Origin of the sequence: Sphingobium trunci, assembly GCF_022664535.1 — a bacterium.
Classification (GTDB): domain Bacteria; phylum Pseudomonadota; class Alphaproteobacteria; order Sphingomonadales; family Sphingomonadaceae; genus Sphingobium.
The window spans coordinates 93,900-114,361 of sequence record NZ_JAKUJY010000003.1 but is presented as its reverse complement, the minus strand read 5'-3'; the positions used below and the strand labels follow the sequence as shown (position 1 = coordinate 114,361).

Annotated in this window: 12 protein-coding genes; 7 read left to right on the top strand and 5 right to left on the bottom strand. The window is 63.4% G+C overall.

Translation table 11 applies throughout. From position 1 onward, the window contains the following. Window positions 1-1,344 carry an alkaline phosphatase family protein gene (locus tag MJ601_RS03980; protein ID WP_242123500.1) on the top strand — a complete coding sequence of 448 codons (1,344 nt, stop codon included), beginning with the start codon at window positions 1-3 and terminating at the stop codon, window positions 1,342-1,344. Here MJ601_RS03980 and MJ601_RS03975 read toward each other — a convergent pair. Then, window positions 1,341-2,771, bottom strand: coding sequence for an alginate export family protein (locus tag MJ601_RS03975; protein WP_242123497.1), 1,431 nt, complete (start codon window positions 2,769-2,771; stop codon window positions 1,341-1,343). The two genes, MJ601_RS03980 and MJ601_RS03975, sit on opposite strands and share 4 nt — an antisense overlap. Window positions 2,772-2,828: 57 nt before the next feature. Continuing rightward, window positions 2,829-4,169 (bottom strand): dicarboxylate/amino acid:cation symporter, encoded by a 1,341-nt coding sequence (locus MJ601_RS03970; protein WP_281061202.1) that lies wholly within the window; start codon window positions 4,167-4,169, stop codon window positions 2,829-2,831. A 211-nt stretch (window positions 4,170-4,380) separates the two neighbouring features. Here MJ601_RS03970 and MJ601_RS03965 point away from each other — a divergent pair, with 211 nt between their 5' ends. Together MJ601_RS03965 and MJ601_RS03960 are read left to right on the top strand one after the other, a co-directional pair. Further along, the gene (locus MJ601_RS03965; RefSeq protein ID WP_242123496.1) at window positions 4,381-6,132 is read left to right on the top strand and encodes a sensor histidine kinase; all 1,752 of its coding nucleotides are present in this window, start codon (window positions 4,381-4,383) and stop codon (window positions 6,130-6,132) included. Next, window positions 6,129-7,442 (top strand): sigma-54-dependent transcriptional regulator, encoded by a 1,314-nt coding sequence (locus MJ601_RS03960; protein ID WP_242123494.1) that lies wholly within the window; start codon window positions 6,129-6,131, stop codon window positions 7,440-7,442. Before MJ601_RS03965 ends, MJ601_RS03960 begins: the two co-directional genes overlap by 4 nt. A 45-nt stretch (window positions 7,443-7,487) precedes the next feature. On the opposite strand, the gene MJ601_RS03955 is transcribed toward MJ601_RS03960, so the two are convergent. From MJ601_RS03955 to manD, 3 genes are all read right to left on the bottom strand, one after another. Then, window positions 7,488-8,366: an OmpA family protein gene (locus MJ601_RS03955; protein WP_242123492.1), complete on the bottom strand. Its 879-nt coding sequence runs from the start codon at window positions 8,364-8,366 to the stop codon at window positions 7,488-7,490. A 619-nt stretch (window positions 8,367-8,985) separates the two neighbouring features. Further along, window positions 8,986-11,616: a glycosyl hydrolase 115 family protein gene (locus tag MJ601_RS03950; protein ID WP_242123490.1), complete on the bottom strand. Its 2,631-nt coding sequence runs from the start codon at window positions 11,614-11,616 to the stop codon at window positions 8,986-8,988. Further along, a complete protein-coding gene (gene manD / locus MJ601_RS03945; RefSeq protein ID WP_242123488.1) occupies window positions 11,604-12,821 on the bottom strand; it encodes a D-mannonate dehydratase ManD in 1,218 nt (405 codons plus the stop codon). Before manD ends, MJ601_RS03950 begins: the two co-directional genes overlap by 13 nt. A gap of 188 nt (window positions 12,822-13,009) precedes the next feature. Between manD and MJ601_RS03940 the strand changes: the two genes are divergently transcribed. The 4 genes from MJ601_RS03940 to MJ601_RS03925 all read left to right on the top strand — a co-directional run bounded on the left by MJ601_RS03940 (window position 13,010) and on the right by MJ601_RS03925 (window position 20,406). Continuing rightward, window positions 13,010-13,759: a FadR/GntR family transcriptional regulator gene (locus MJ601_RS03940; protein WP_242123486.1), complete on the top strand. Its 750-nt coding sequence runs from the start codon at window positions 13,010-13,012 to the stop codon at window positions 13,757-13,759. Between the two features lie 218 nt (window positions 13,760-13,977). Further along, entirely contained in the window at window positions 13,978-17,217 is a 3,240-nt protein-coding gene (locus tag MJ601_RS03935; RefSeq protein WP_242123484.1) for a TonB-dependent receptor, read from the top strand. 322 nt (window positions 17,218-17,539) lie between these two features. After that, window positions 17,540-19,066, top strand: coding sequence for a glycoside hydrolase family 43 protein (locus MJ601_RS03930; RefSeq protein WP_242123482.1), 1,527 nt, complete (start codon window positions 17,540-17,542; stop codon window positions 19,064-19,066). Beyond that, window positions 19,063-20,406, top strand: coding sequence for a family 8 glycosyl hydrolase (locus MJ601_RS03925; RefSeq protein WP_242123480.1), 1,344 nt, complete (start codon window positions 19,063-19,065; stop codon window positions 20,404-20,406). The genes MJ601_RS03930 and MJ601_RS03925 overlap by 4 nt, the downstream gene beginning before the upstream one ends. Window positions 20,407-20,462: the final 56 nt, after the last annotated feature.

Below are 20,462 nucleotides of genomic sequence, written 5' to 3'. Positions count from 1 at the left end.
ATGAACAGGCTCGCGCTGCTGGCAGCCATGCTTGCCGCCACGGCTCCCGGCGTTGCGCTGGCGGAACCGGTGCTGCTCATTTCCATCGACGGTCTCCGGCCCGGCGATGTGCTGGAGGCGGAGCAGCGCGGCCTTGCCATCCCCCATCTGCGCCGCTTCGTGAAGGAGGGCGCCTGGGCCTCCGGCGTGACGGGCGTGCTCCCGACGCTCACCTATCCCAGCCACACGACGCTGATCACCGGCGTTTCGCCCGCGCGACACGGCATCGTCGCCAATAACAGCTTCGACCCCATGCAGATGAACCAGGGCGGCTGGTTCTGGTATGCCTCCTCCATCAAGGCGCCGACCTTGTGGGAAGCGGCGTCGAAGGCTGGCCTTTCGACCGGCAATGTCCACTGGCCGGTCTCGGTCGCGGCGAAGGGCGTGACATGGAACCTGCCCCAGATCTGGCGCACCGGCCATGCGGATGATGCGCTGCTGCTCGATGCGCTGGCGACGCCGGGCCTAAAGACGGAACTGGAGCAGACCGTCGGCGAGCCCTATGCGACGGGCATCGACGAAAGCCTGCCGGGCGATGAAAATCGCGGCCGGTTCGCCACGGCGCTGATCGCCGCGCACAAGCCGGATTTCCTGACCGTTTACCTGACCGCCCTCGATCATGAACAACATGCCAGGGGTCCGGGCACGCCCGAAGCGAAGGCGGTGCTGGAAAAGATCGACGCGATCGTCGGCCGGCTGGTCGATGCCGAACAGGCAGCCCGTCCCGATGCCGTCATCGCGCTCGTCAGCGACCATGGTTTCGAAGCGACGAGCATGGGGCTGAACCTGTTTCGTCCCTTCATCGATGAGAAACTCATCACACTGGACGCGGACGGGAAAGTCGCCTCCTGGCTCGCCATGCCGTGGATTTCGGGCGGATCGGCCGCGATCATGCTGGCGCGGCCGGACGATGCCGCTCTGACGGCGCGGGTCAAAAAGCTGCTCGACCGGCTCGCGGCGTACCCCGCCAACGGTATCGCCGAAATAGCCGACCGGCTGAAGATCGCGCACATGGGCGGCAATCCGCAGGCCAGCTTCTATGTCAATCTCAAGCCCGGTTTCGTCACCGACATCTTCCGCGGCGCCAGCGCTCCGGTCGTCGCGCCCACGCCGGTCAAGGGCATGCACGGCTATTTCCCTGGACCGGCCAATTTGCGATCGACCTTTCTCATCATGGGCAAGGGCATCCCGGCGGGGAGAAAACTCGGCGAGATCGACATGCTGTCCATCGCGCCGACCCTGGCCCGGATCATGGGCTTCGCGCTTCCCGATGCGGAGGTGAAATCCATCGACCTGGCGCCCTAGAAGCGGAAGCTGATCCACGTTCCCAGAAAAGCGGAATCGGCATAACCTGCGCGACGCAGCACCGTTCCCGCCCGGAGATATTCCGCGCGGGTCGTCAGCGTCAGCCGCGGAGCGATGCTGTAGACCAGTTGCGCGCGAGCGAGCTGGGCGACCGCTTTCCCCGCGACCGACTGCGTCCCGACATAGGGGGTGTAGTTCGCGCGATAGACGGCATCGCGCTCATCGTCGCGCCAGGTGAACTGATATTCCACCGACGCGCGCAGCTTGCTGGCCGGACTGAAGCTGATGTTGGGCGCCACCGCGATCATGTTGGTCGCGGTCAGGAACAGGCCGTAGCTGAAATAGATATTGTTGCCATAGGGCGCATAGGCGTTGCGCAGCGTTCCCTGGCTATAGCCCCCCCCGCCGCTGCCATAATCGGCATGCAGACCGACGCGGGGTGCGGTCTTTCCTTCCCCGATCCGCCAGTTCTGCGCGAAAAAGGCCTGCCAGGCATTGATCGGCCGGTCCTGAAACTCGCCATATTGGTGCACCAGCGTCCAATCGATCGCCAGGCGGCCGACATCGCCCCACAGATGCGCCCCGGCATAATAGCGTACCGCAGGCGCCACGATCCCGCCCCAGGTGCCGACGCGGTTGCGCCTCCGCCAGAAGAAGGGGTCGAAAAAGAGCTTCGATCCGCCCAGCCAGTTCTGCGGCACCACCAAGCCAGCCGAAACGCCGCTGAAGCGCCGGTTCCTGTCGGGAACATCGTCGCCCAGCCCCCCATTGCCGAGATCCGTCGTCTCGAAGTCGAACAGCGTCGCGCGCATCGTGGGCGTGCGCGCCCAGACCCGCGTGCCGTTCAGCACGAAGCGGATCGTGTTGTTGTCCCGCTGGGAGATCAGCAGGTTCGGACCATCGATGAATTCCTGCCTGCCATAGCGCACGCCCAGATCGACATTGGCGATCCGGCCCGTCGCTTCGGCGAAATATTGCTGATAGACGAAGCGGTTGTTGAAGGTGCCAGACGGGGTTCCGATATTCCTGCCGCTGATCTGGCCGTGCGCCACTTCGCCATAGAAGCGCAGATGATCGCCCACATGCAGGTCCGCGCCCGCCACCAGCCGCAAAATGTCCTGCCGCTGTTCCGGTCCCTCGATCAGTTGCGGGTTGCCGGTCAGGTTCATGCGCAGCCGCGCTTCGCCACTCAACGTCAGGTAGATGTCGCCATCATCGTCCAAGGGGATATATTTGAGCCGGTCGAGCGGGTCGTCGCGCTTCGCCGGGTCGCGATAGACCCGCCAGTCCTCGGCCCAGCGGGACAGATTATAGCCGTTGACCGTGGCGCCGTCGCCCTGCGCGGCGGCGGGATAGGCGGGCGTTTCGGCGAAAGCGGGCGTCGCGCAGGCAAGCGCCGCCACCCAGCAGAGCGGGCGTAGGGTCATATATCCTCTCCAGTCGGAGGGCGCTGCCTCGGGCGGCGCGCCCTTCTTATTCTATGATCAGGCGGCGGCCCGCTCGGCGACCATTTCGATCGCGGGAGCGGCGGGCAATCGGCCGGCCAGGGCGTCGTCCAGCTTGCGCCGGTCCAGCGCGCCTTCCCAGCGGGCGACGACGATGGTCGCCACCGCATTGCCGATGAAGTTGGTCAGGCTGCGGCATTCGCTCATGAAGCGATCGACGCCCAGGATCAGGGCCATGCCCGCCACCGGCACCGTCGGCACGATCGAAAGCGTCGCCGCCAGGGTGATGAACCCGGCTCCGGTCACGCCCGCCGCGCCCTTGGACGAGAGCATCGCCACGCCCAGCAGCAGGATTTCCTGCCCCAGCGTCAGTTCCACGCCGGTGGCCTGCGCGATGAACAGCGCGGCCAGCGTCATGTAGATGTTGGTGCCGTCCAGGTTGAAGCTGTAGCCGGTCGGCACCACCAGCCCGACGACAGACTTCTCGCACCCGGCCCGCTCCATCTTGTCGATCAGACTGGGCAGCGCCGCTTCGGAGGAGGATGTGCCCAGCACCAGCAGCAGTTCCGCCTTCAGATAGCGCAGCAGCCGGAAGATCGAAAAGCCGCTGAGGCGCGCGACCGTGCCCAGCACCACGACCACGAACAGCGCCGACGTCAGGTAGAAGGTCGCGACCAGCGCCCCCAGGCTCGCCAGGCTGCCGATGCCATATTTGCCGATGGTGAAGGCGATGGCGCCGAACGCACCAATCGGGGCGGCGCGCATGAGGATGGCAACCAGCTTGAAGACGATCAGGCTGAGACGCTCCAGGAAACGGACGACCGGCTGCGCGGGCTCGCCGACCAGGCTGATGGCGATGCCGAACAGGATGGCGATCAGCAGGATCTGCAGGATATTGCCGCCGGTGAAAGCCCCCAGCAGGGTCGAGGGGATGACGTCCAGCAGGAATCCGGTCAGCGTGGTTTCATGCGCCTTGGCGGCATAATCTGCGACGGCCGCGCCGTCGAGCGTCGCCGGGTCGATGTTCATGCCGGCGCCGGGCCGCACGAGATTGGCGACGATCAGGCCGACGATCAGCGCCAGGGTGGAAAAGGTCAGGAAATAGGCGAAGGCCTTGGCCGCGACGCGGCCCACCGATCCCAGTTCCTTCATGCCCGCGATCCCCGTGACGATCGTCAGGAAGATGACGGGGGCGATGACCATTTTCACCAGCTTGATGAACGCGTCGCCCAGCGGCTTGAGCGCTTCGCCATAGGCTGGCCAGAAATGGCCCAGCAGGGCGCCCGCCATGATCGCGACCAAAACCTGCACGTAAAGCTGCGAGCCGAAGCCCCGCTTTTGCGGCGGACCATCGCTGGGGGTGAAATTCGGGCTGATCATGTGCAGGCGCTCCATCTCCAGGGTCGCCGGCTTTGCCCGCCGACGATTGACCGCGATGGTCGCGCTTTGATCCGGCCGATGCAATCAGGGCGGAAATTTCCATTATCATATTGATTATATGATATTTTATGTGGAATTTCGGATATTGGACGGCGCCATTAGTTTCATTTTCGACATCGCCAGATATACAATTGTGTGATAATCCACACAAATGCGCCTCACGCGATTCTCCGCCTGGATGCCCCTGCTGTTGCTGATCGCCGCGATCGGCGCCTGCTGGCTCTTCGCCGCCCGCTACGAACAAAGCGCCCGGACCGAATTTCTCGCCGACCAGCGCGAAGACGCGATCACGCAGACCCGTGCAAGACTGCGGCTGCTGGAGTCGGAATTGCAGAAATTCCGCCTCATTCCGGTCGTGCTGGGCGAATATCCCGACCTTCATGAAGCACTGCGCTCGGGTCATGTCGGCATGGCGCTCAACGACAAGCTGGCGCTGCTGGCGGACAAGACGGGTGCGGCCGCGATCTTCATCCTGAACGCATCCGGCCGCACCATCGCGGCATCGAACGCGCGCAAACCCGACAGCTTCGTCGGACAGGATTATAGCTTCCGGCCCTATTATCAGTTGGGATGGCGCAAGGGAGGCGGCGAATATTTTGCGCTGGGCACGGTCAGCCGGCGTCCAGGCCTCTATCTCTCGCGCCGTGTCGAAAATGCCGAGGGACCGATCGGCGTCATCGTGGTCAAGGTGGAATTCGACGCCATCGAACGCGCCTGGGCCGATCGGCGGGCCTGGACGTTCGTGGCGGACCAGAACGGCATATTATTGCTGAGCAGCGATCCTGTCCGGCGCTTCTTCGCGCTGCGGCCGGTGCCCGGCGCGCTGCGCGGCCGCATCCAGCGCGCCTTGCAGTTCGGCGGCGCGCCCCTGACCCCGATCGGCATGCAGATGCGGCCCGACGGCAGCGCCCGCATGCGTGACGGCAGCGAAGCGATGAGCGCCAGCCTGTCCGTGCCGGTGGCCGGATGGCGGCTTTACTATGTGACCCCCATTGGCGAGGGCCTGGCATCCGTCCGGCAACGCGCGCGCATCGCGACCATCCTCTTCGCCGCCCTCCTGGCCTTGCTGGGCGTCGCCGTCGGCTGGACGATCGTGCGCCGCCGCCGGGCCGCGCGATACCGCGAACGGCTGGAACGGGAGGTGGCGCTGAGGACGGAAGCGCTGGGGCATGAGATGGAGGCGCGGACCCTTGCCGACCGGCGCTACCGCCAGGCGCGGGAAGAGCTGGCCCATGCCAACCGGCTCGGCACGCTGGGTACGGTGTCGGCGGGCGTCGCGCATGAAATCAACCAGCCCGTCGCCACCATCCGGACCTTCGCTGAAAATGCGGAACTGTTCCTGCAACGGGACAGGCCGGACAAGGCCAGCGCCAACCTGCGCGAAATCATTGCCATGACCGACCGGATCGGCAGCATCACCGCGCAGTTGCGCCGTTACGCGCGGCGCGGCGTGGGGGAAGTCGGCCCCGTGCCTCTCATCCAGGCGATGGAGGGCGTGCGCGTGCTGGTCGCCGACCGGTTCCGCAACGCGGGCGTCCGGCTGACACTGCCTGACCCAGACCCGGCCTTGACCGTGCGAGCGGGCCGGATCAGGCTCGAACAGGTGTTGGTCAACCTGCTCCACAATGCCCTCGATGCGGTGGCGGGCCGGGAAGACGCCTGGGTCGCGGTGGATCTGGCCGATCATGGCGACCGCCTGTGCATCGACGTGCGGGACAGCGGGCCGGGCATCGATCCCGCCCTGCGCGACGAGCTTTTCGTCCCTTTCGCGACATCCAAACCGGGTGGGCTGGGTCTCGGCCTCCATATAGCGCGCGACATCATGGTGGAATTTGGCGGCACGCTCGATCTTGTCGCTGACGCCCCCCACACCGTCTTTCGCATGACATTGGTGAAGGCATGACCGATATTCCGCATCTCCTGCTCATCGACGATGACGATGCCCTGCGCAGCGCGCTGGCGCAGTCGTTCGATCTGGCGGACATACCGGTGACATGCTTTGCCGATGCCGCCGAAGCCCTTGCGCAACTCGACGCGAAGTTCACCGGTGCCGTCATCTCCGACATCCGCATGCCGCGCATGGACGGGCTGGAACTGTTCCGCCGCATATCGGCCGTCGACCACCAGATCCCCGTGATCCTGATGACTGGGCATGGCGACGTGGCGATGGCGGTATCCGCGCTCAAGCAGGGGGCATTCGATTTCATCGCCAAGCCCTTCGCCACCGACCATCTGATCGCGGCCGCCCGCCGTGCGCTGGAGATGCGGGCGCTGGTGCTCGACAATCGACGCCTGCGCGCCGCCGCCGCCGAAAGCGCGGGGGGCGAACCGCTCATCGGCGAAAGCCCGGCCATGGTGCGGCTGCGCGAACATATGCGCCAGATCGCCGATGCCGATGTCGATATCCTGATCGAAGGGGAAACCGGGACGGGCAAGGAACTGGTCGCGACGCTGCTGCACCGCTGGAGCCGCCGCCGCGGCCGCCCCTTCGTCGCCATCAACTGCGCCGCCTTGCCCGATACCATCGCGGAGGCGGACCTTTTCGGCCAGGAGGGTCGCGCCCAGCTCACCCAGTCCGGACGCATCGCCCGCGCCCATCGCGGCACCCTGTTCCTCGACGAGATCGAAAGCAGCCCCGCCCGGCTTCAGGGATCATTGCTGCGCGTGCTGGAGGAACGGGAAATCCATCCCGTGGGCGCTGAACAGCCGCAGCCGCTGGACATGCGCGTGATCGCCGCGACAAAGCCCGGCATCGACAGCAGCGTGGCGGAGGGACGGTTTCGCGCGGACCTGCTCTATCGCCTCGACATGGTGCGCCTGCGCATTCCGCCCTTACGCGACCGGCGGGAGGATGTGCCCCTGCTGTTCGGCTATCTGCTGCATCAGGCGGCGGATCAGCTGGGACGGCAGGTGCCTGACGTCGGTGCCGAGGTGCGGGCGCGGTTGAGCGAGCATGACTGGCCCGGCAATGTGCGGGAGCTGGCCAATTACGCCAAGCGAGTCCTGCTGGGCATGGAAAGGGAAGAGGTGAAGCAGGATACCGGCCTGCCGCTCAGCCAACGGGTCGATCAATATGAGGCATCCGTCATCCGACAGGTGCTGGAGCGGGTGAGAGGCGATGCCCGATCAGCGATGGCGGCACTGCACCTGCCCCGCAAGACCTTCTACGACAAGCTCAATCGCCATGGCATAGAGATTGGCGAATATAGATGATGGGATGTGGAAAGTCGGGGGCGGGCATGGCCCGCCCCGCGCAGCTCACAGCCCGTCGACGGCCTTGCTGACCAGGATATTCACCGCGACGCGGCGGTTCTGCGCCTTGCCCTCGGGCGTATCGTTGCTCGCCAGGGGGTCCGCTTCGGCCATGCCGGTGGGCGTCAGCATGCGATAGGGCTTCCAGCCGCAGGCCTGCTGAAGATAATTGACGACGCGACCGGCGCGCTTTTCGCTGAGCACCTGATTATATTCTTCGTCGCCGGTGGAATCGGTGTAGCCGACGACCAGCAGCAGGGCATTGCTCATGCCCTGGGCAGCGGTTGCCGCGGCACAGAGATCATTCTTCGCTTGGGGCGACAGCACTGCCTTGCCCGTGTCGAAATTGACGTTCGTCGTGCTCTTGACATTATATTGGTCGATCTCGCCCATGCGCCCACGCAGCGCCTCGGTTGCCGCCGTCTGTTCGGCAAAGCCCTGCTCGGTGCCGTTGCGGATCATCGAGGCGGTCTTGAGATCCTTGTTCTGAAGATTGATCTGGCTCGCGACCAGTCCTTCACCCGACTGCAACGTCTTGACCGTCACCGGCAGGCCGTTCAGCAGCGAGGTCGCGGCGAGCCTGCTGCGGTTGAGACCGAAAAAGCCCTTGCTGGCGCTGATCTTGGTGGCGTCGTTGATGACGATGACGGATTTGGTGCCGTCGGCGGCCGTCACCTGCATCTTGTCGCCGCTGCGCGCGGAAATGATGCCCTTGATCTCCGGCCCCGCGGTCGTCTCCGCCGCAGGCATGGCGACGCTCGCCGAAACGTCGGCGGCGGGTGGTTCCTGCGCCTGTTGCGCCTGAGCGGACAGGCTCGTCGATGCCGCACCGGAAAGCAGGGCAAGCATCAGGAGATATTTGGGCTTTGTGGAAATGATACGCATCACGCTACTCCTTCAAAATTCGACCGTCGGGCCTGCATGACCGCAGCTTCCGTCCGACTGCCGTCCGCGTGATTGGCGTTTTCGGCTGTCAGAACCCCCTCCATTAACCTTCATAAAACGTGCGCCACGGCGCCGCGAAAGGGCGCCATGGTTCATTCCTGCCTGTTCAGATTAACCTTTCTCACGCATGAACAGAAGGGGGTCAGCGATACTTGGGCAGGCCATTGGAGTAGTTCGCGCGACGAACCGAGGCTTATCCCGCCGCGAACCGCACATCCATGACTGGAAGCGGCGAGCAACAGATTTGAGAGCTATTGCCTTGAGGGGCGGCCATTTGTTGCAAAGGGATGAGCATTGAATCTATTGGGAGAAATTCATCGGAAGAATTTTTATCCTTCCAAAACATTCATTTGCTTCCGTCTTCAGGCCACGCGAACCCGACATCGACCGTCAGGGCGTCCCCCTCCGGATCAAAGCTGCGCGCAACCCCGGCACCAATATACACTATGGCCGCCCAAAGACGGTCAGGCTGGAGACGTGGATATGACGCCGACCGGCGGGCTAACGCGCACGTTGAAGACGCCCCCATTCCGAGCGCCTTCAGCCCGCACTTCCCCTGTCAACGGCCTGATGATGCGCCCGTTGCCGGCCCCAGATAGTCCAAGGGCGGCGGTCCACTGAACAATGCGAGTTTCTGCACCGCCATATTGTCATCGATGCGCCACAGGCTCACCTTGTGATGGCCCGCCGCCAATTTCCCCACCGCGACATCAAGGGGAAAGCCATTGTCCCGGACCGCCCGCGACCAGTCAGGGCCATCGACCTTCAGATTCATGGTCGCGACCTTGACCGGCCCGCCATCGACCGACACGCCGATCCGCAGTCCGCCGCCGCCATCGGTGTCGAGCGCCGGGATCATGTAAAGGCGCAGCGTCGCCTCCCCTGCGCTGGCCAGCCTCATCCGATAGTCGATGCGAACACCGTCCGCCGGGCTGGTAGCGGGACGCCCCTGCGGCAATGCGACGACGGCGCCCGCCGTTCGGCCAAGGCGCGGGATGAATTGCCATTCCAGACCACCACCACCGGCCTTCTGGAGGAATTCGGATGCCTCCACGCCAGACACAATCCCCGGCGCTCGACCCACTTTGGCGAAATGGATCGCAGGACTCTTCGTCCCGACGGTCCCGATGCGGACCAAAGCAGGCATCACTTCCGTCTTGGGATCGTTCCATGACGTGTAGCCGAACTTGGTCTGAAGCATCATGCCGTCCCATTTGCCGCCATTGAGCGCATGATAGGCATCAGCGAGGGCGCGATCCTTGCGGAAGGCCGCCTCCGCCTCGTCGGCAAACGCGTTGGCGCGTCTATCCTGGGCGGCGGCCAGTCGCCGGTTCCACGCCACCGCATAATGGAGATGGTAGAGATTGGTCATGGCAGCGACCGGATATTCGACAAGCTGGAACCAGGCATCCTTCTGGTCCGGAGATAATCGGCGCCCGATCGCGGCCGTCCGCCGCGCCAGATCATCCCATTCATCGACCATGGCCGCGAATTCGCCACCGTCCAGGGACCGGGGCGAAACCGCTCCCAGCGCGAAGCTTCCGGCATCGACCAATTCCGGCTTGCGGCGCGCGGCAAGGCGGGAATAGTCGCTGACAAGATCGCCGATCGCCGGGGCCAGCCCGTCTCCGAATATCGCCCTCGCCCACTCGCGCGGGAATGTGGCCAGCGCCTCGGGCGTCATGGCCTCGGGGTTCCAGGCCATCTTCAGGAAGAAGTCGATCGGAAATTCCATCGGCTTCAGATCGCCGACATTGACCACCCACAGCGCCTTCGCCCCCCGCCGATAGGACAGGTCCATCTGCTGCCAGGTTTTTTCGATCTGGTTGGTATTGATCCATTTATAGCTGCGCGGGCCGCCGACATAGTCGAAATGATAATAGACGCCGTAGCCGCCGGAGCGATGGAGATCGCTGGTGGGAAGACGGCGCACCTGTCCCCAATTGTCGTCGGCGAAGAGCAGCGTGACGTCGTCCGGAACCTTCAGCCCCTTGTCGTAATAATCCTGCACCTCCTTGTAGAGCGCCCAGACCTGCGGCGTATCGGCGGCCGGCCGCTTCGTGACCTCGGCGATGATGCGGCGCTGATCGGTGACGATGCGCTCCAGCAGGCCGATGGCCGTGCCTTCGCCCATCGGCTCGTCGCCGTCGCCGCGCATGCCGATCGTGACGAGCTGCTCCATCGGCCGGGCACGGCTGCCGTCCGATATCATCCGTTCGATGCCGCCGCGCCAGAATCTGCGCAGATTGTCCGCGTTGGTCGTATAATCCCACGCCCCGCCCGTGACGCCCCTTTCCCTGTCGCGATGCCATTCGGATTGCGCCCGCGTCATCGGCTCGTGATGGGAGGTGCCCAGGACGATGCCTCTGGCGTCGGCCAGCCTCATCGTTTCAGGATCGTCCGCGCCGATCGCTTTGCCCCACATGGCGGGCCAGAGATAATTGCCCTTCAGCCTCAGAATCAGGTCGAAGACATGGGCGTAGAGTTTCGCATTCACGCCGCCGAATTTCGTGCGCGCCCAGGTGCCGAAGGAAGGCTCCTCATCATTGATGAAGATGCCTCTGTATCTGACCCTGGGGGCATCGGTACGGGTGCCCGCCGTCACGAAGAGGTCGGACCGACGGCGCACCGGGACATCCGCCCACCAGTTCCAGGGCGACACCCCGATCTTTTCCGACAGGTCGTAGGCGCCAAAGGCGGTGCCCCGCCGATCCGCGCCCATGATGACCAGCGCCCTTGCGATGCCGGGATAAGGCCGGTCCACAATGATCTGGCGATAGGCTTCCCATCGCCCGGCAAGGTCCGAAGACGAAATCCGGCCGGCGGCGACCAGCTGGTCGATCATCGGGCTGCGGCCCAGCTCCCCGATCAGCACGACCGCATCCGCCGCTGTCGACGGCCGGTCCAGCACCGCGGCGGCGCTCCCCGCGACGCGGCCGATGTCCCCGGCAAAGCCCTGCGCGGCCGCCAGCACCGCCGGATCGGCCCCGGCATCCACGACGACGGATATCGGACGCCCCTTGGCGATCAAGGGGATGCCGCCCGCCGTCGCCCTGTCGCAAATGCTGACCGGCGCGGAACAGGCATGGGCCACGCTCGGAACGGAAAGGGCAAGCAACCCGCCTGCCAGCCACGATGCCCCAGCTCCCATGGGGCGCCAACCGACCGGCACCGTGCTCACCAGTTCCACATGGTGCCGTCTTCGAGCCGGTTGATAGGCAGGAAAGCGCGCTGATACTCATATTGGGCGGCGAGTTGCTCGTCGATATCGACGCCCAGGCCCGGCTTGTCGCCCGGATGCATCATGCCATCGGCGAAGCTGTAGGCATGGGGGAAGACCGCATCGGTCTCCGCGGTATGGCGCATATATTCCTGGATGCCGAAATTGGGCACCGACAGGTCGAAATGCAGCGCGGCGGCCATGCAGACGGGCGACAAGTCGGTCGCGCCATGACAGCCGGTGCGGACCTGGTAGAGATCGGCCAGGGCAGCGATGCGGCGCAGATGGGTGATGCCGCCCGCATGCACCACCGTCGCGCGGATATAGTCGATCAGCTGGTTCTGGATCAGGTCCTTGGCATCCCAGATCGAATTGAAGATCTCGCCCACCGCCAGCGGCGCGGTGGTGTGCTGGCGGATCAGCCGGAAGGCTTCCTGATTTTCCGCAGGCGTCGCATCCTCCAGCCAGAAGGGGCGATAGGGTTCCAGGTCCCTGCCCAGCCGCCCCGCCTCGATCGGGGTCAGCCGATGGTGGATGTCGTGCAGCAAGTGCACGTCCCAGCCCAGCGCCTCGCGGGCCGCCTTGAAGAGTTCGGGCACCACGCGAAGGTAGCGGGACGTATTCCAGACATTCTCGGTCGGCAGGTCGGCGTCGGCAGGCTCATAGAAATATTTGTCCTTGCTGACCCCATAGGTGGACGCCATGCCCGGCACGCCGCACTGGATGCGGATCGCCTTGTAGCCCTGACGCTGATAGTCGAGCGCGGCCTCGATCGTATCCTCGATCGTCTTGCCGTTGGCATGGCCATAGACCATCACCCCCTCCCGGCTGGCCCCGCCGAGCAGCTGATAGACGGGCAGGCCCGCAATCTTGCCCTTGATGTCCCACAGCGCCATGTCGACCGCGGCAATGGCGGTCATGGTGACGGGACCCCGCCGCCAATAGGCGCCCTTGTAGAGATATTGCCAGATATCCTCGATCCGGTGCGCGTCCCTCCCGATCAGGCAGGGGATGACATGATCCTGAAGATAGCTCACCACGGACAGCTCCCGGCCGTTCAGCGTCGCATCGCCAAGGCCGTATACCCCCTCCTCCGTGACGATCTTCAGCGTCACGAAATTGCGCCCGGGACAGGTCACGATCACCTTCGCATCCATGATCCTGGCGCTTCGCATTCCGTGTGGCGACGCTGGGGCTGGACCGCTCTGATCCCGATCATTCTCCGATGGCCAACCTTTATTCGCCGACATCTATCACCAATCCTCTTCCGATATGACTGACCACAGGTGGCATATTTGCCTGACCAATTCAATAAAAATAGCCCGACCGTTGACACCGACGCGGCTCGGGTTAAGCGGCAAGCATGTCTTCATCCGGCACCAGTCGCCTGTACGCCCGCATTGCAGCCGCCCTGCGGGAGAGGATTTGCAGCGGAGAATTCTCCATCGGACAGCGCCTGCCGGCAGAGCGCCTGCTGGCGGCCGAATATGGCGTTTCGCGGCCCACCGTCCGCGAGGCGCTGTTTGCGCTTGAAACCGAAGGACTGGTCGAAGTGCGGGTGGGGGCGGGCGTGTATATCCTCTCCTCCTCTACCCCGGCCGAAACCGGAGAGGCGGGAATGGGGCCTTTCGAGATTCTGGAAGCCCGCAGGCTGATCGAAGGCGAGGTATGCGCACTGGCCGCCAGCCGCATTACCGAAGAGCAGCTCGGTTCGCTCGCAAAGCTTCTTGATGACATAGAGTTAGGCGCAACGGGCAATATCTCGCGATCCGAAGCGGCCGACCGGGAATTTCATCTGCTGATCGCTGAAGCAACCCAGAACAGTGCGCTCGTCAATGCGGTCGAGGCGCTCTGGACGGCACGCGAACATTCTCCCGAATACAGGCTGATGGCCAGCAAGGCCCATGCCGCCGGCGTGATCCCCCGGATCGAGGAGCACGCCCGGATCCATGCCGCCCTTGCCAGAAGGGATGCGTCCGCCGCCCGAAATGCCATGCGCCAGCACCTGACCCGCGTGCTGGATTCGATTTTGCTGGCAACCGAAGTTCATGAGGTCGAACTGGCCAAGCAGCGCGTCGCCGCGCAACGGAGAAAGTTCAGCACACAGGCCTGAACGGACCTTTCCATTATCCCCGTGAATTTTCTTGTTGAAATCTATCTGACCAATATTTAGTCATTGGTCAGACTCGTGACGCGCAAGACGTCAACGTTCGCGAAAAATTGGTAACGCTAACTACACCATTACCCCGGTGATCGGGGCTGTGGGGCCGGGTTCGTGCGACCAGGCGAAAAATATGCTCGCGATGTGGAGCGATAACAGGGAGAGGGATCATGAAGGCCAGGGTAGCCCGGTTGCGTCTGGCGCAACATCTGACGACGGCGGGGTTGGCTGTCGCCACGCTTTACTCAGCGCCGTCGCGGTCGCAGGAAGCGCCGCACACCAAGCAGACCGCAACTCCAAGTTCGACAAGCCAGTCCCAGGGAAGCGCAGGCGACAGGCAGAATTCGCTTCCTCCGGATGCTGCCAGCGCACCGGCAACCGGCGGCTCCCTACAAGATGGCGCGGAGAGCGGCAGGCAGGGAGAAGGCTCGTCCACCGGTATCGGAGACGTTCGACCCTCCGACATCATCGTCACCGGCTATCGTCAGTCGCTCGCCGAATCGGCGAACGCCAAGAAGAGCGCGACCAATTTCATCGATTCCATCTATGCCGAAGATGTCGGCAAGTTTCCCGACCTCAATCTGGCGGAATCGCTGCAGCGCCTGCCCGGCGTGCAAATCGACCGCGACCGCGCCGGGGAAGGAACCACGATCAATGTCCGCGGCCTCAGCGCCGGCTTCACCGTCACCACGATCAACGGGTTTGCGACCACCACTTCGGCATTTTCCGGCAATGAAGGACGCGGATCGGGGCTGGATGTCCTGCCGAACGAACTGTTCCGCCGCCTCACGCTCAGCAAATCCCCCACCGCGGACATGGTCGAGGGCGGCACCGCAGGCGTCGTGGACCTCCAGCCTCTGCGGGCTTTCGACCGCAAAGGGTTCAACATCAGCCTTCAGGCGCAAGGGCAATATCAGGACGCGAACGGTTCCACGACTCCGCGCGCGGCCATGATCGTCAGCGATACGTTCGACACGGGCATCGGCGAGTTCGGGATATTGGGCGCGCTCGCCTATGCCCAACGGAATTACCGCAGCGAAAGCTTCGATACGATCGGCTGGACGACGCTCAACGTCTCGCAGGTCTGCCCGCGTCCGACGACCGCCAATCCCAGCACCGGCTGCAATTCGAACAATCTCCTCACCGGCGGCTATGGCGGCGGCGCCGGCGCCACATTGAGGACCGTCCCGGCCAATGTTCCGGGCGAGCTGGGCCTTGGCCCCGCAGGAAGCCCCCTCGTCATGTGCCTCAACAATGCGCCCGGGGGTACGTCGGGCCTCAGTTGCCAGGACCTGAGCTACGCGCTGGTTCCGCGCCTGATGCGTGCGGAACAAACGGTGGGCAAGCGCAGTCGCCTGGGGGGATCGTTCAACTTCGAATATCGTCCCAATCCGGATTTGCGCTTCCACGTCGATACCTTGTTCAGCGACGTGAAGAACAGATTCCGCCAGCATCAGTTGATGATGGTCGTGCGGAGCTACAATAACCAGATTCCGATTGATTTTCAGTTGAACGACCAGAAAGTTCTGACATCGGGTACTTTCGCCAACACCTATTTCCTGAACCAGTCGGACGGCGGCAACACCCCCTCCAGCCTCTTCTACCGTTCGGCGGGCATGGATTGGGATATTGGGCCCAATCTGCGCTTCTCCATGTCGGGGATGATGAACAGCGGGCGCCTGACAAACGAAGCCTTGCAATATACGATGCAGTCGGCGCCCGGCCGCGTTCCCCTGAATTTCAGTCCGGCCGGCATTCCACAGCAGACCTTGCCGCCGGTCGACCTGACCCCGGTCGCCACCGGGCAATATGCGACCTACACCTATCGGCCCGGCGATCTCACCCCGTCCATCGACAGCAATATCGACCTGGCGTCGTTCAACAATTATTCGTGGAACAGCGCCTCGATCAGCATCACGCGCCAGAAGCTGGAACAGAAGGCCTATCGTTTCGACCTGGTCGCCGGCGATGCCAAGGATATCCAGTTTTCCGTCGGTTATATGAGAAACCGGTTCGATCGTCGCATCACCCAATATGGCGGCGGCCTGACGGCCGGGTGCTTCATGCGCGGCCAGTGCGGCACGACCTTCACATCGACCGAGAAGTCGTTGCTGGAAGCGATTCCGGACTCGCAGCTCTCCAATTACATGGTACCCTTGCCCTCCATGTCGCTGTTCAAGGGCGCGCCCTTCGACGCCGGATTCAACAATGGCTGGCTGGTGCCGGACTTCGACAAGATCGCCGATACCGTCGACATCAACTATTTCCGCGAAAGTATCAATCCGGGGACCGATCCGACCAGCTATCTCAGTTCCTTCGCGCGGCGCGACCTGCTGGAAGACACCCATGCCGCTTATCTGATGGTTGACGGCACCAAGGAGATTTTTGGCCGGGAACTGCGCTTCAACGCTGGCGTGCGCTATGCCAATACCTTTCAACGCGCCAATGGCCGGGTGAACGATATCATCCTGATCGGCGGCACGGGCGTTACGATCCGCAGCTTCTCCAACAAATATGACAGTTGGCTGCCCAGCGCCAACTTTGCCTATATGCTGCAACGCAATCTCGTGCTGCGCGGAGCGGCCGCGCGCACAGTGACAGGCGTCAATCCAGCAGACCTGCAACCCAATTTCAGCCTCGATCTGGATGCCACCACCTTCAGCAGCGGCAACCCCAAGTTGCAACCTTTCTATGCCGATAATTATGATCTGGGCATAGAATGGTATCCACGGTCGCGCACCGTCCTGACTTTCAATGCCTGGTGGAAAAACATCTACAACTATCCCTTTATACTGAACACCCAGCGCCCCTTCCGCGAACTGGGTATCAATTTCGATGCCCTGACGGATCGCCAGCGGGCCGCCATTACAGCTGGTGGCGGACCGAATAATTATGTCATTCAGGTGGCACAACGCCTCAATACCGATCTCATCATCAAACTGGCCGGTCAGGAGTTTCAGTGGGTACAGCCCACCGATTTCCTCGTGAAGGGAACGGGGTTCAACATCAACGTCACGCACATCAAGCAGAAGCTTCAGGGCAATGTGCCCCCGACACTCAATCCCAACGCTCTTCTCGCCGGTCTGGCGCCGTGGACTTACAATGCTACAGCCTATTATGAGAGCAAGGCGATTCAGTTGCGCCTTTCCTATGTGCATCGGGACGAAAATCTCAACCGCGTCTGTCCATGCGACAATGTCAACGGCGACCTCTATACCATCGCCACTGACTATCTGGACGCGCAAGTCTCTTTCCCGCTGCCATTCTATGATCGGTTCATCTTCACCATCCAGGCGCAGAATCTGTTGAAGCAGGTGAATCTGACGCGTTTCGACAAGCAGGAGGCTCGCCCCTATAACGGCCAATATGCCGGACGAAATTTCGTGATCGGCCTGCGCGCGAACTGGTAAATCCTCCCAACTGGGGCACGGTATCAGCGATGCCGTGCCCATTTTTTGCAGGAGACCAGATTGATACGGCTCAAAATTGGATGAGTCGGTACCAAGTCGAGATATGGAGCAGGAATTTCCATTCTCATCTTGTCACCCGCCGTGACTGAATATTTCAACGGTCAACCACGGGATAATTATCCCGTCGAATGGAAAGAACAGCATGATACGGGTCAGGAACAGGTTGACATCTGCCGCGGCCATTTCCCCGATACGGAAAAAATGGCATCAAGGACGAATAGCGCAGCGTTTCGGCCTGGCTGCCCTCTCGATACTGGCAAGCATGATCGGCACCAGCACGGTGGACGCACAGGCGTGGCGCTCCGACCAGGGCGACGGCACATATCGCAATCCGGTACTGTTCGCGGACTATCCCGATCCCGACATCATCCGTGTGGGCGAGGATTTCTATTTCGTGTCCACCACCTTCGCCAATTCGCCTGGCATCACCCTGCTTCATTCGAAGGATCTGGTGAGCTGGCGGCTGGCGGGGCATGTGCTGCCCCGGCTCGACGGCAGTCCGAAGTTCGATCTGCAGGACGGCGGCTCCTATCGCCATGGATTTTTCGCCGCCAGCCTGCGCCATCATGCGGGAACCTTCTACATCGCGGTGACGCCGGTCGGCATGAAGACACGCATCTATCGCTCAAGATCGGCCGACGGACCATGGACCTACAGCGAACTCGATCGGCAGGCGTTCGACCCCGGCCTGTTCATCGATGATGACGGCACAGGCTATATCGCCACTTCGGTCGGATCGAACGGCACGGTAACGCTGCTGACGCTGAACAGGGATTTCACGGCGGTCGAAAAGTCGCAGATCGTCTATTTCAACAAGGGCGCGGAAGGATCGAAGATCGTCAAGCGCGGCGGCTGGTACTATCTCTTCAACGCCATTCCGGGAAAGCTCGCCCTCACCGTCTCCCGCGCGCGCAGCCCGACCGGTCCCTGGGAAACGCGACCCCAGATCGACGACAGGACGGGCGGCCATCAGGGCGCGCTCGTCGATCTGCCGAACGGCGACTATTATGGCTTCGTCATGGTCGATGCTGGACCGATCGGCCGCATGACCAACATCAGCCCGGTCTTCTGGCAGGACGACTGGCCGGTCTGGGGAACGCCGCAGGCGCCCGGCCGCGTGCCCGATCGTGCGACCAAGCCCATCCAGGGCAAGGCTTTTGTCGAACCGGCCGCCTCCGACGATTTCTCCAGCCCGGCGCTGGGCAAGCAATGGCAGTGGAATCACAATCCCCAGGATGACCGCTGGTCGCTGAACCAGCGCCCCGGTTTCCTGCGATTGCGCCCGACCCAGGCCGACGGCATCTGGACCGCGCGCAACACGCTGTTGCAGAAGGGACAGGGGCCGCGCAGCCGGGCAGTCGCAAAGCTCGACATCGCCCATATTCGCGCAGGGGATATTTGCGGCTTCGGCACCTTCGGCAAGATCAGCGCCCAGCTTTCGGTTACACGCGGCGCCGGCGGACGCCGCGCGCTGACCATGCAGGTCACGGATTCGACGCGCGACGGCCCAAGGACGGAGATTCGCGTCCCGTCCGTCCCGATCAGCGGCGACCGGCTGTGGCTGCGCACCGACATGGATTTCGTCGAGGCTGCGGGCCGCGTCGCCTACAGCCTCGACGGGCGCCGATGGACCGAGGTCGGCGGCGATTTCCCGCTGGTCTATGATTGGCGGACCGGCACCTTCCAGGGGCAGCAATTCGCCCTCTCCTGCTATAATCAGGAACCGAGCCGGGGATGGCTGGACATAGACAGTTTCACCCTCTCCGCCTTGCCGGAGCCCCGGCCATGATCTTCTCGGGCATCGCGAGGGACGCCGGAATGCACGGCAAGATCCGATCATCCGCCCGTGCGGCGATCAGCCGCCTCCTCGGCCTTATCGCCTGCGCCGTCATCTGCGCCGCATCCCTTCCCGCCTCGGCCGAGTCCGCGCGCGGAGCGGCGGAAACCGGCCTATATCGCAACATGTTCCGCGAATGGCGGCCAAGCCTGCGCAAACGCGATATCGACCGCAAGCTCCAGAGCTACTGGGCATCGCTGTTCGAGGGGGATGCCGATCACCGCGTCTATTATCCCGCGCCCGCCACGCCTGACGGCCCGGCGGCTTATATTCTCGACACGGGAAATGACGATATACGCAGCGAGGGCATGTCCTATGGGATGATGATCGCCGTGCAGATGAACCGCAAGGCCGCCTTCGACGCCTTGTGGAACTGGGCCGCCACGCACATGCGCTACAGGCAGGGGCCACGCGCCGGTTATTTCCGCTGGACCTGCCAGCCGTCCGGCTGCGCGCGGGACGCCGTGCCCGCATCGGACGGTGAGGAATATTTCGCCACCGCGCTCATCATGGCGTCGGCCCGCTGGGGCAATGGCCGGGGCATCTACGATTATGCCGCGCAGGCGGACGCCCTGCTCACCACGATGCTGCACAAGGAAGCCATGAACGGCGGTGTCGTCGACGGCGTGCGGTCCCTGTTCTCGGCGGAGCATGGGCAGGTGGTATTCGTGCCGGTCGGCGGCGCTGCCACCTTCACCGATCCATCCTATCACCTGCCCGCCTTCTACGAACTATGGGCGCGGTTCGCGCCCGAACCGAAGGATCGCGCCCGCTGGCGGGAAATCGCCGAGACAAGCCGCCGCTTCTTCGACAAGGCCGCCCATCCGCAAACCGCGCTGACTCCCGATTATGCCGAATTTGACGGGCAGCCGCGGCACAACCATGGGCATGGCGACTTCCGGTTCGATGCCTTCCGGACGGCGGCGAACTGGTCGGTCGATCAGGCGTGGTGGGGACGCAATCCCAACGCCGCGGCATTGAGCAACCGCTTGCTCGGCTTTTTCCAGGCACGCGGCAATGAGGGTTATTCCGCGCTGTACCGCATCGATGGCACGCCCGTCAGCACCGAAGCCGCTGGGGGACTGGTCGCCTGCAACGCCGTCGCCACCCTCGCTGTCGAGGGGATGCCCTGGCCTCGCTTCGTGGCCGATCTGTGGGCTCTGTCGCCCCCTTCGGGGAAGTGGCGCTACTATAGCGGACTGCTCCAGTTTCTGGCGACGCTGCATGTGTCGGGCCGGTTCCGCGCCTATGGTGCCGATGCGCCGCCCCATAGCCGCGCCCGCCATGGATGAGGAGCATTCCCTCGTCACCTGATAGCCTGCTTCACGGATTCAGGCGACATGCCCCC

Bases quoted from the DNA above. Each gene is read 5' to 3' on its own strand.
- MJ601_RS03980 (WP_242123500.1), top strand. From the start codon at position 1: ATGAACAGGCTCGCGCTGCTGGCAGCCATGCTTGCCGCCACGGCTCCC.
- MJ601_RS03975 (WP_242123497.1), bottom strand. From the start codon at position 2,771: ATGACCCTACGCCCGCTCTGCTGGGTGGCGGCGCTTGCCTGCGCGACG.
- MJ601_RS03970 (WP_281061202.1), bottom strand. From the start codon at position 4,169: ATGATCAGCCCGAATTTCACCCCCAGCGATGGTCCGCCGCAAAAGCGG.
- MJ601_RS03965 (WP_242123496.1), top strand. From the start codon at position 4,381: ATGCGCCTCACGCGATTCTCCGCCTGGATGCCCCTGCTGTTGCTGATC.
- MJ601_RS03960 (WP_242123494.1), top strand. From the start codon at position 6,129: ATGACCGATATTCCGCATCTCCTGCTCATCGACGATGACGATGCCCTG.
- MJ601_RS03955 (WP_242123492.1), bottom strand. From the start codon at position 8,366: ATGCGTATCATTTCCACAAAGCCCAAATATCTCCTGATGCTTGCCCTG.
- manD (WP_242123488.1), bottom strand. From the start codon at position 12,821: ATGCGAAGCGCCAGGATCATGGATGCGAAGGTGATCGTGACCTGTCCC.
- MJ601_RS03940 (WP_242123486.1), top strand. From the start codon at position 13,010: ATGTCTTCATCCGGCACCAGTCGCCTGTACGCCCGCATTGCAGCCGCC.
- MJ601_RS03935 (WP_242123484.1), top strand. From the start codon at position 13,978: ATGAAGGCCAGGGTAGCCCGGTTGCGTCTGGCGCAACATCTGACGACG.
- MJ601_RS03930 (WP_242123482.1), top strand. From the start codon at position 17,540: ATGATCGGCACCAGCACGGTGGACGCACAGGCGTGGCGCTCCGACCAG.
- MJ601_RS03925 (WP_242123480.1), top strand. From the start codon at position 19,063: ATGATCTTCTCGGGCATCGCGAGGGACGCCGGAATGCACGGCAAGATC.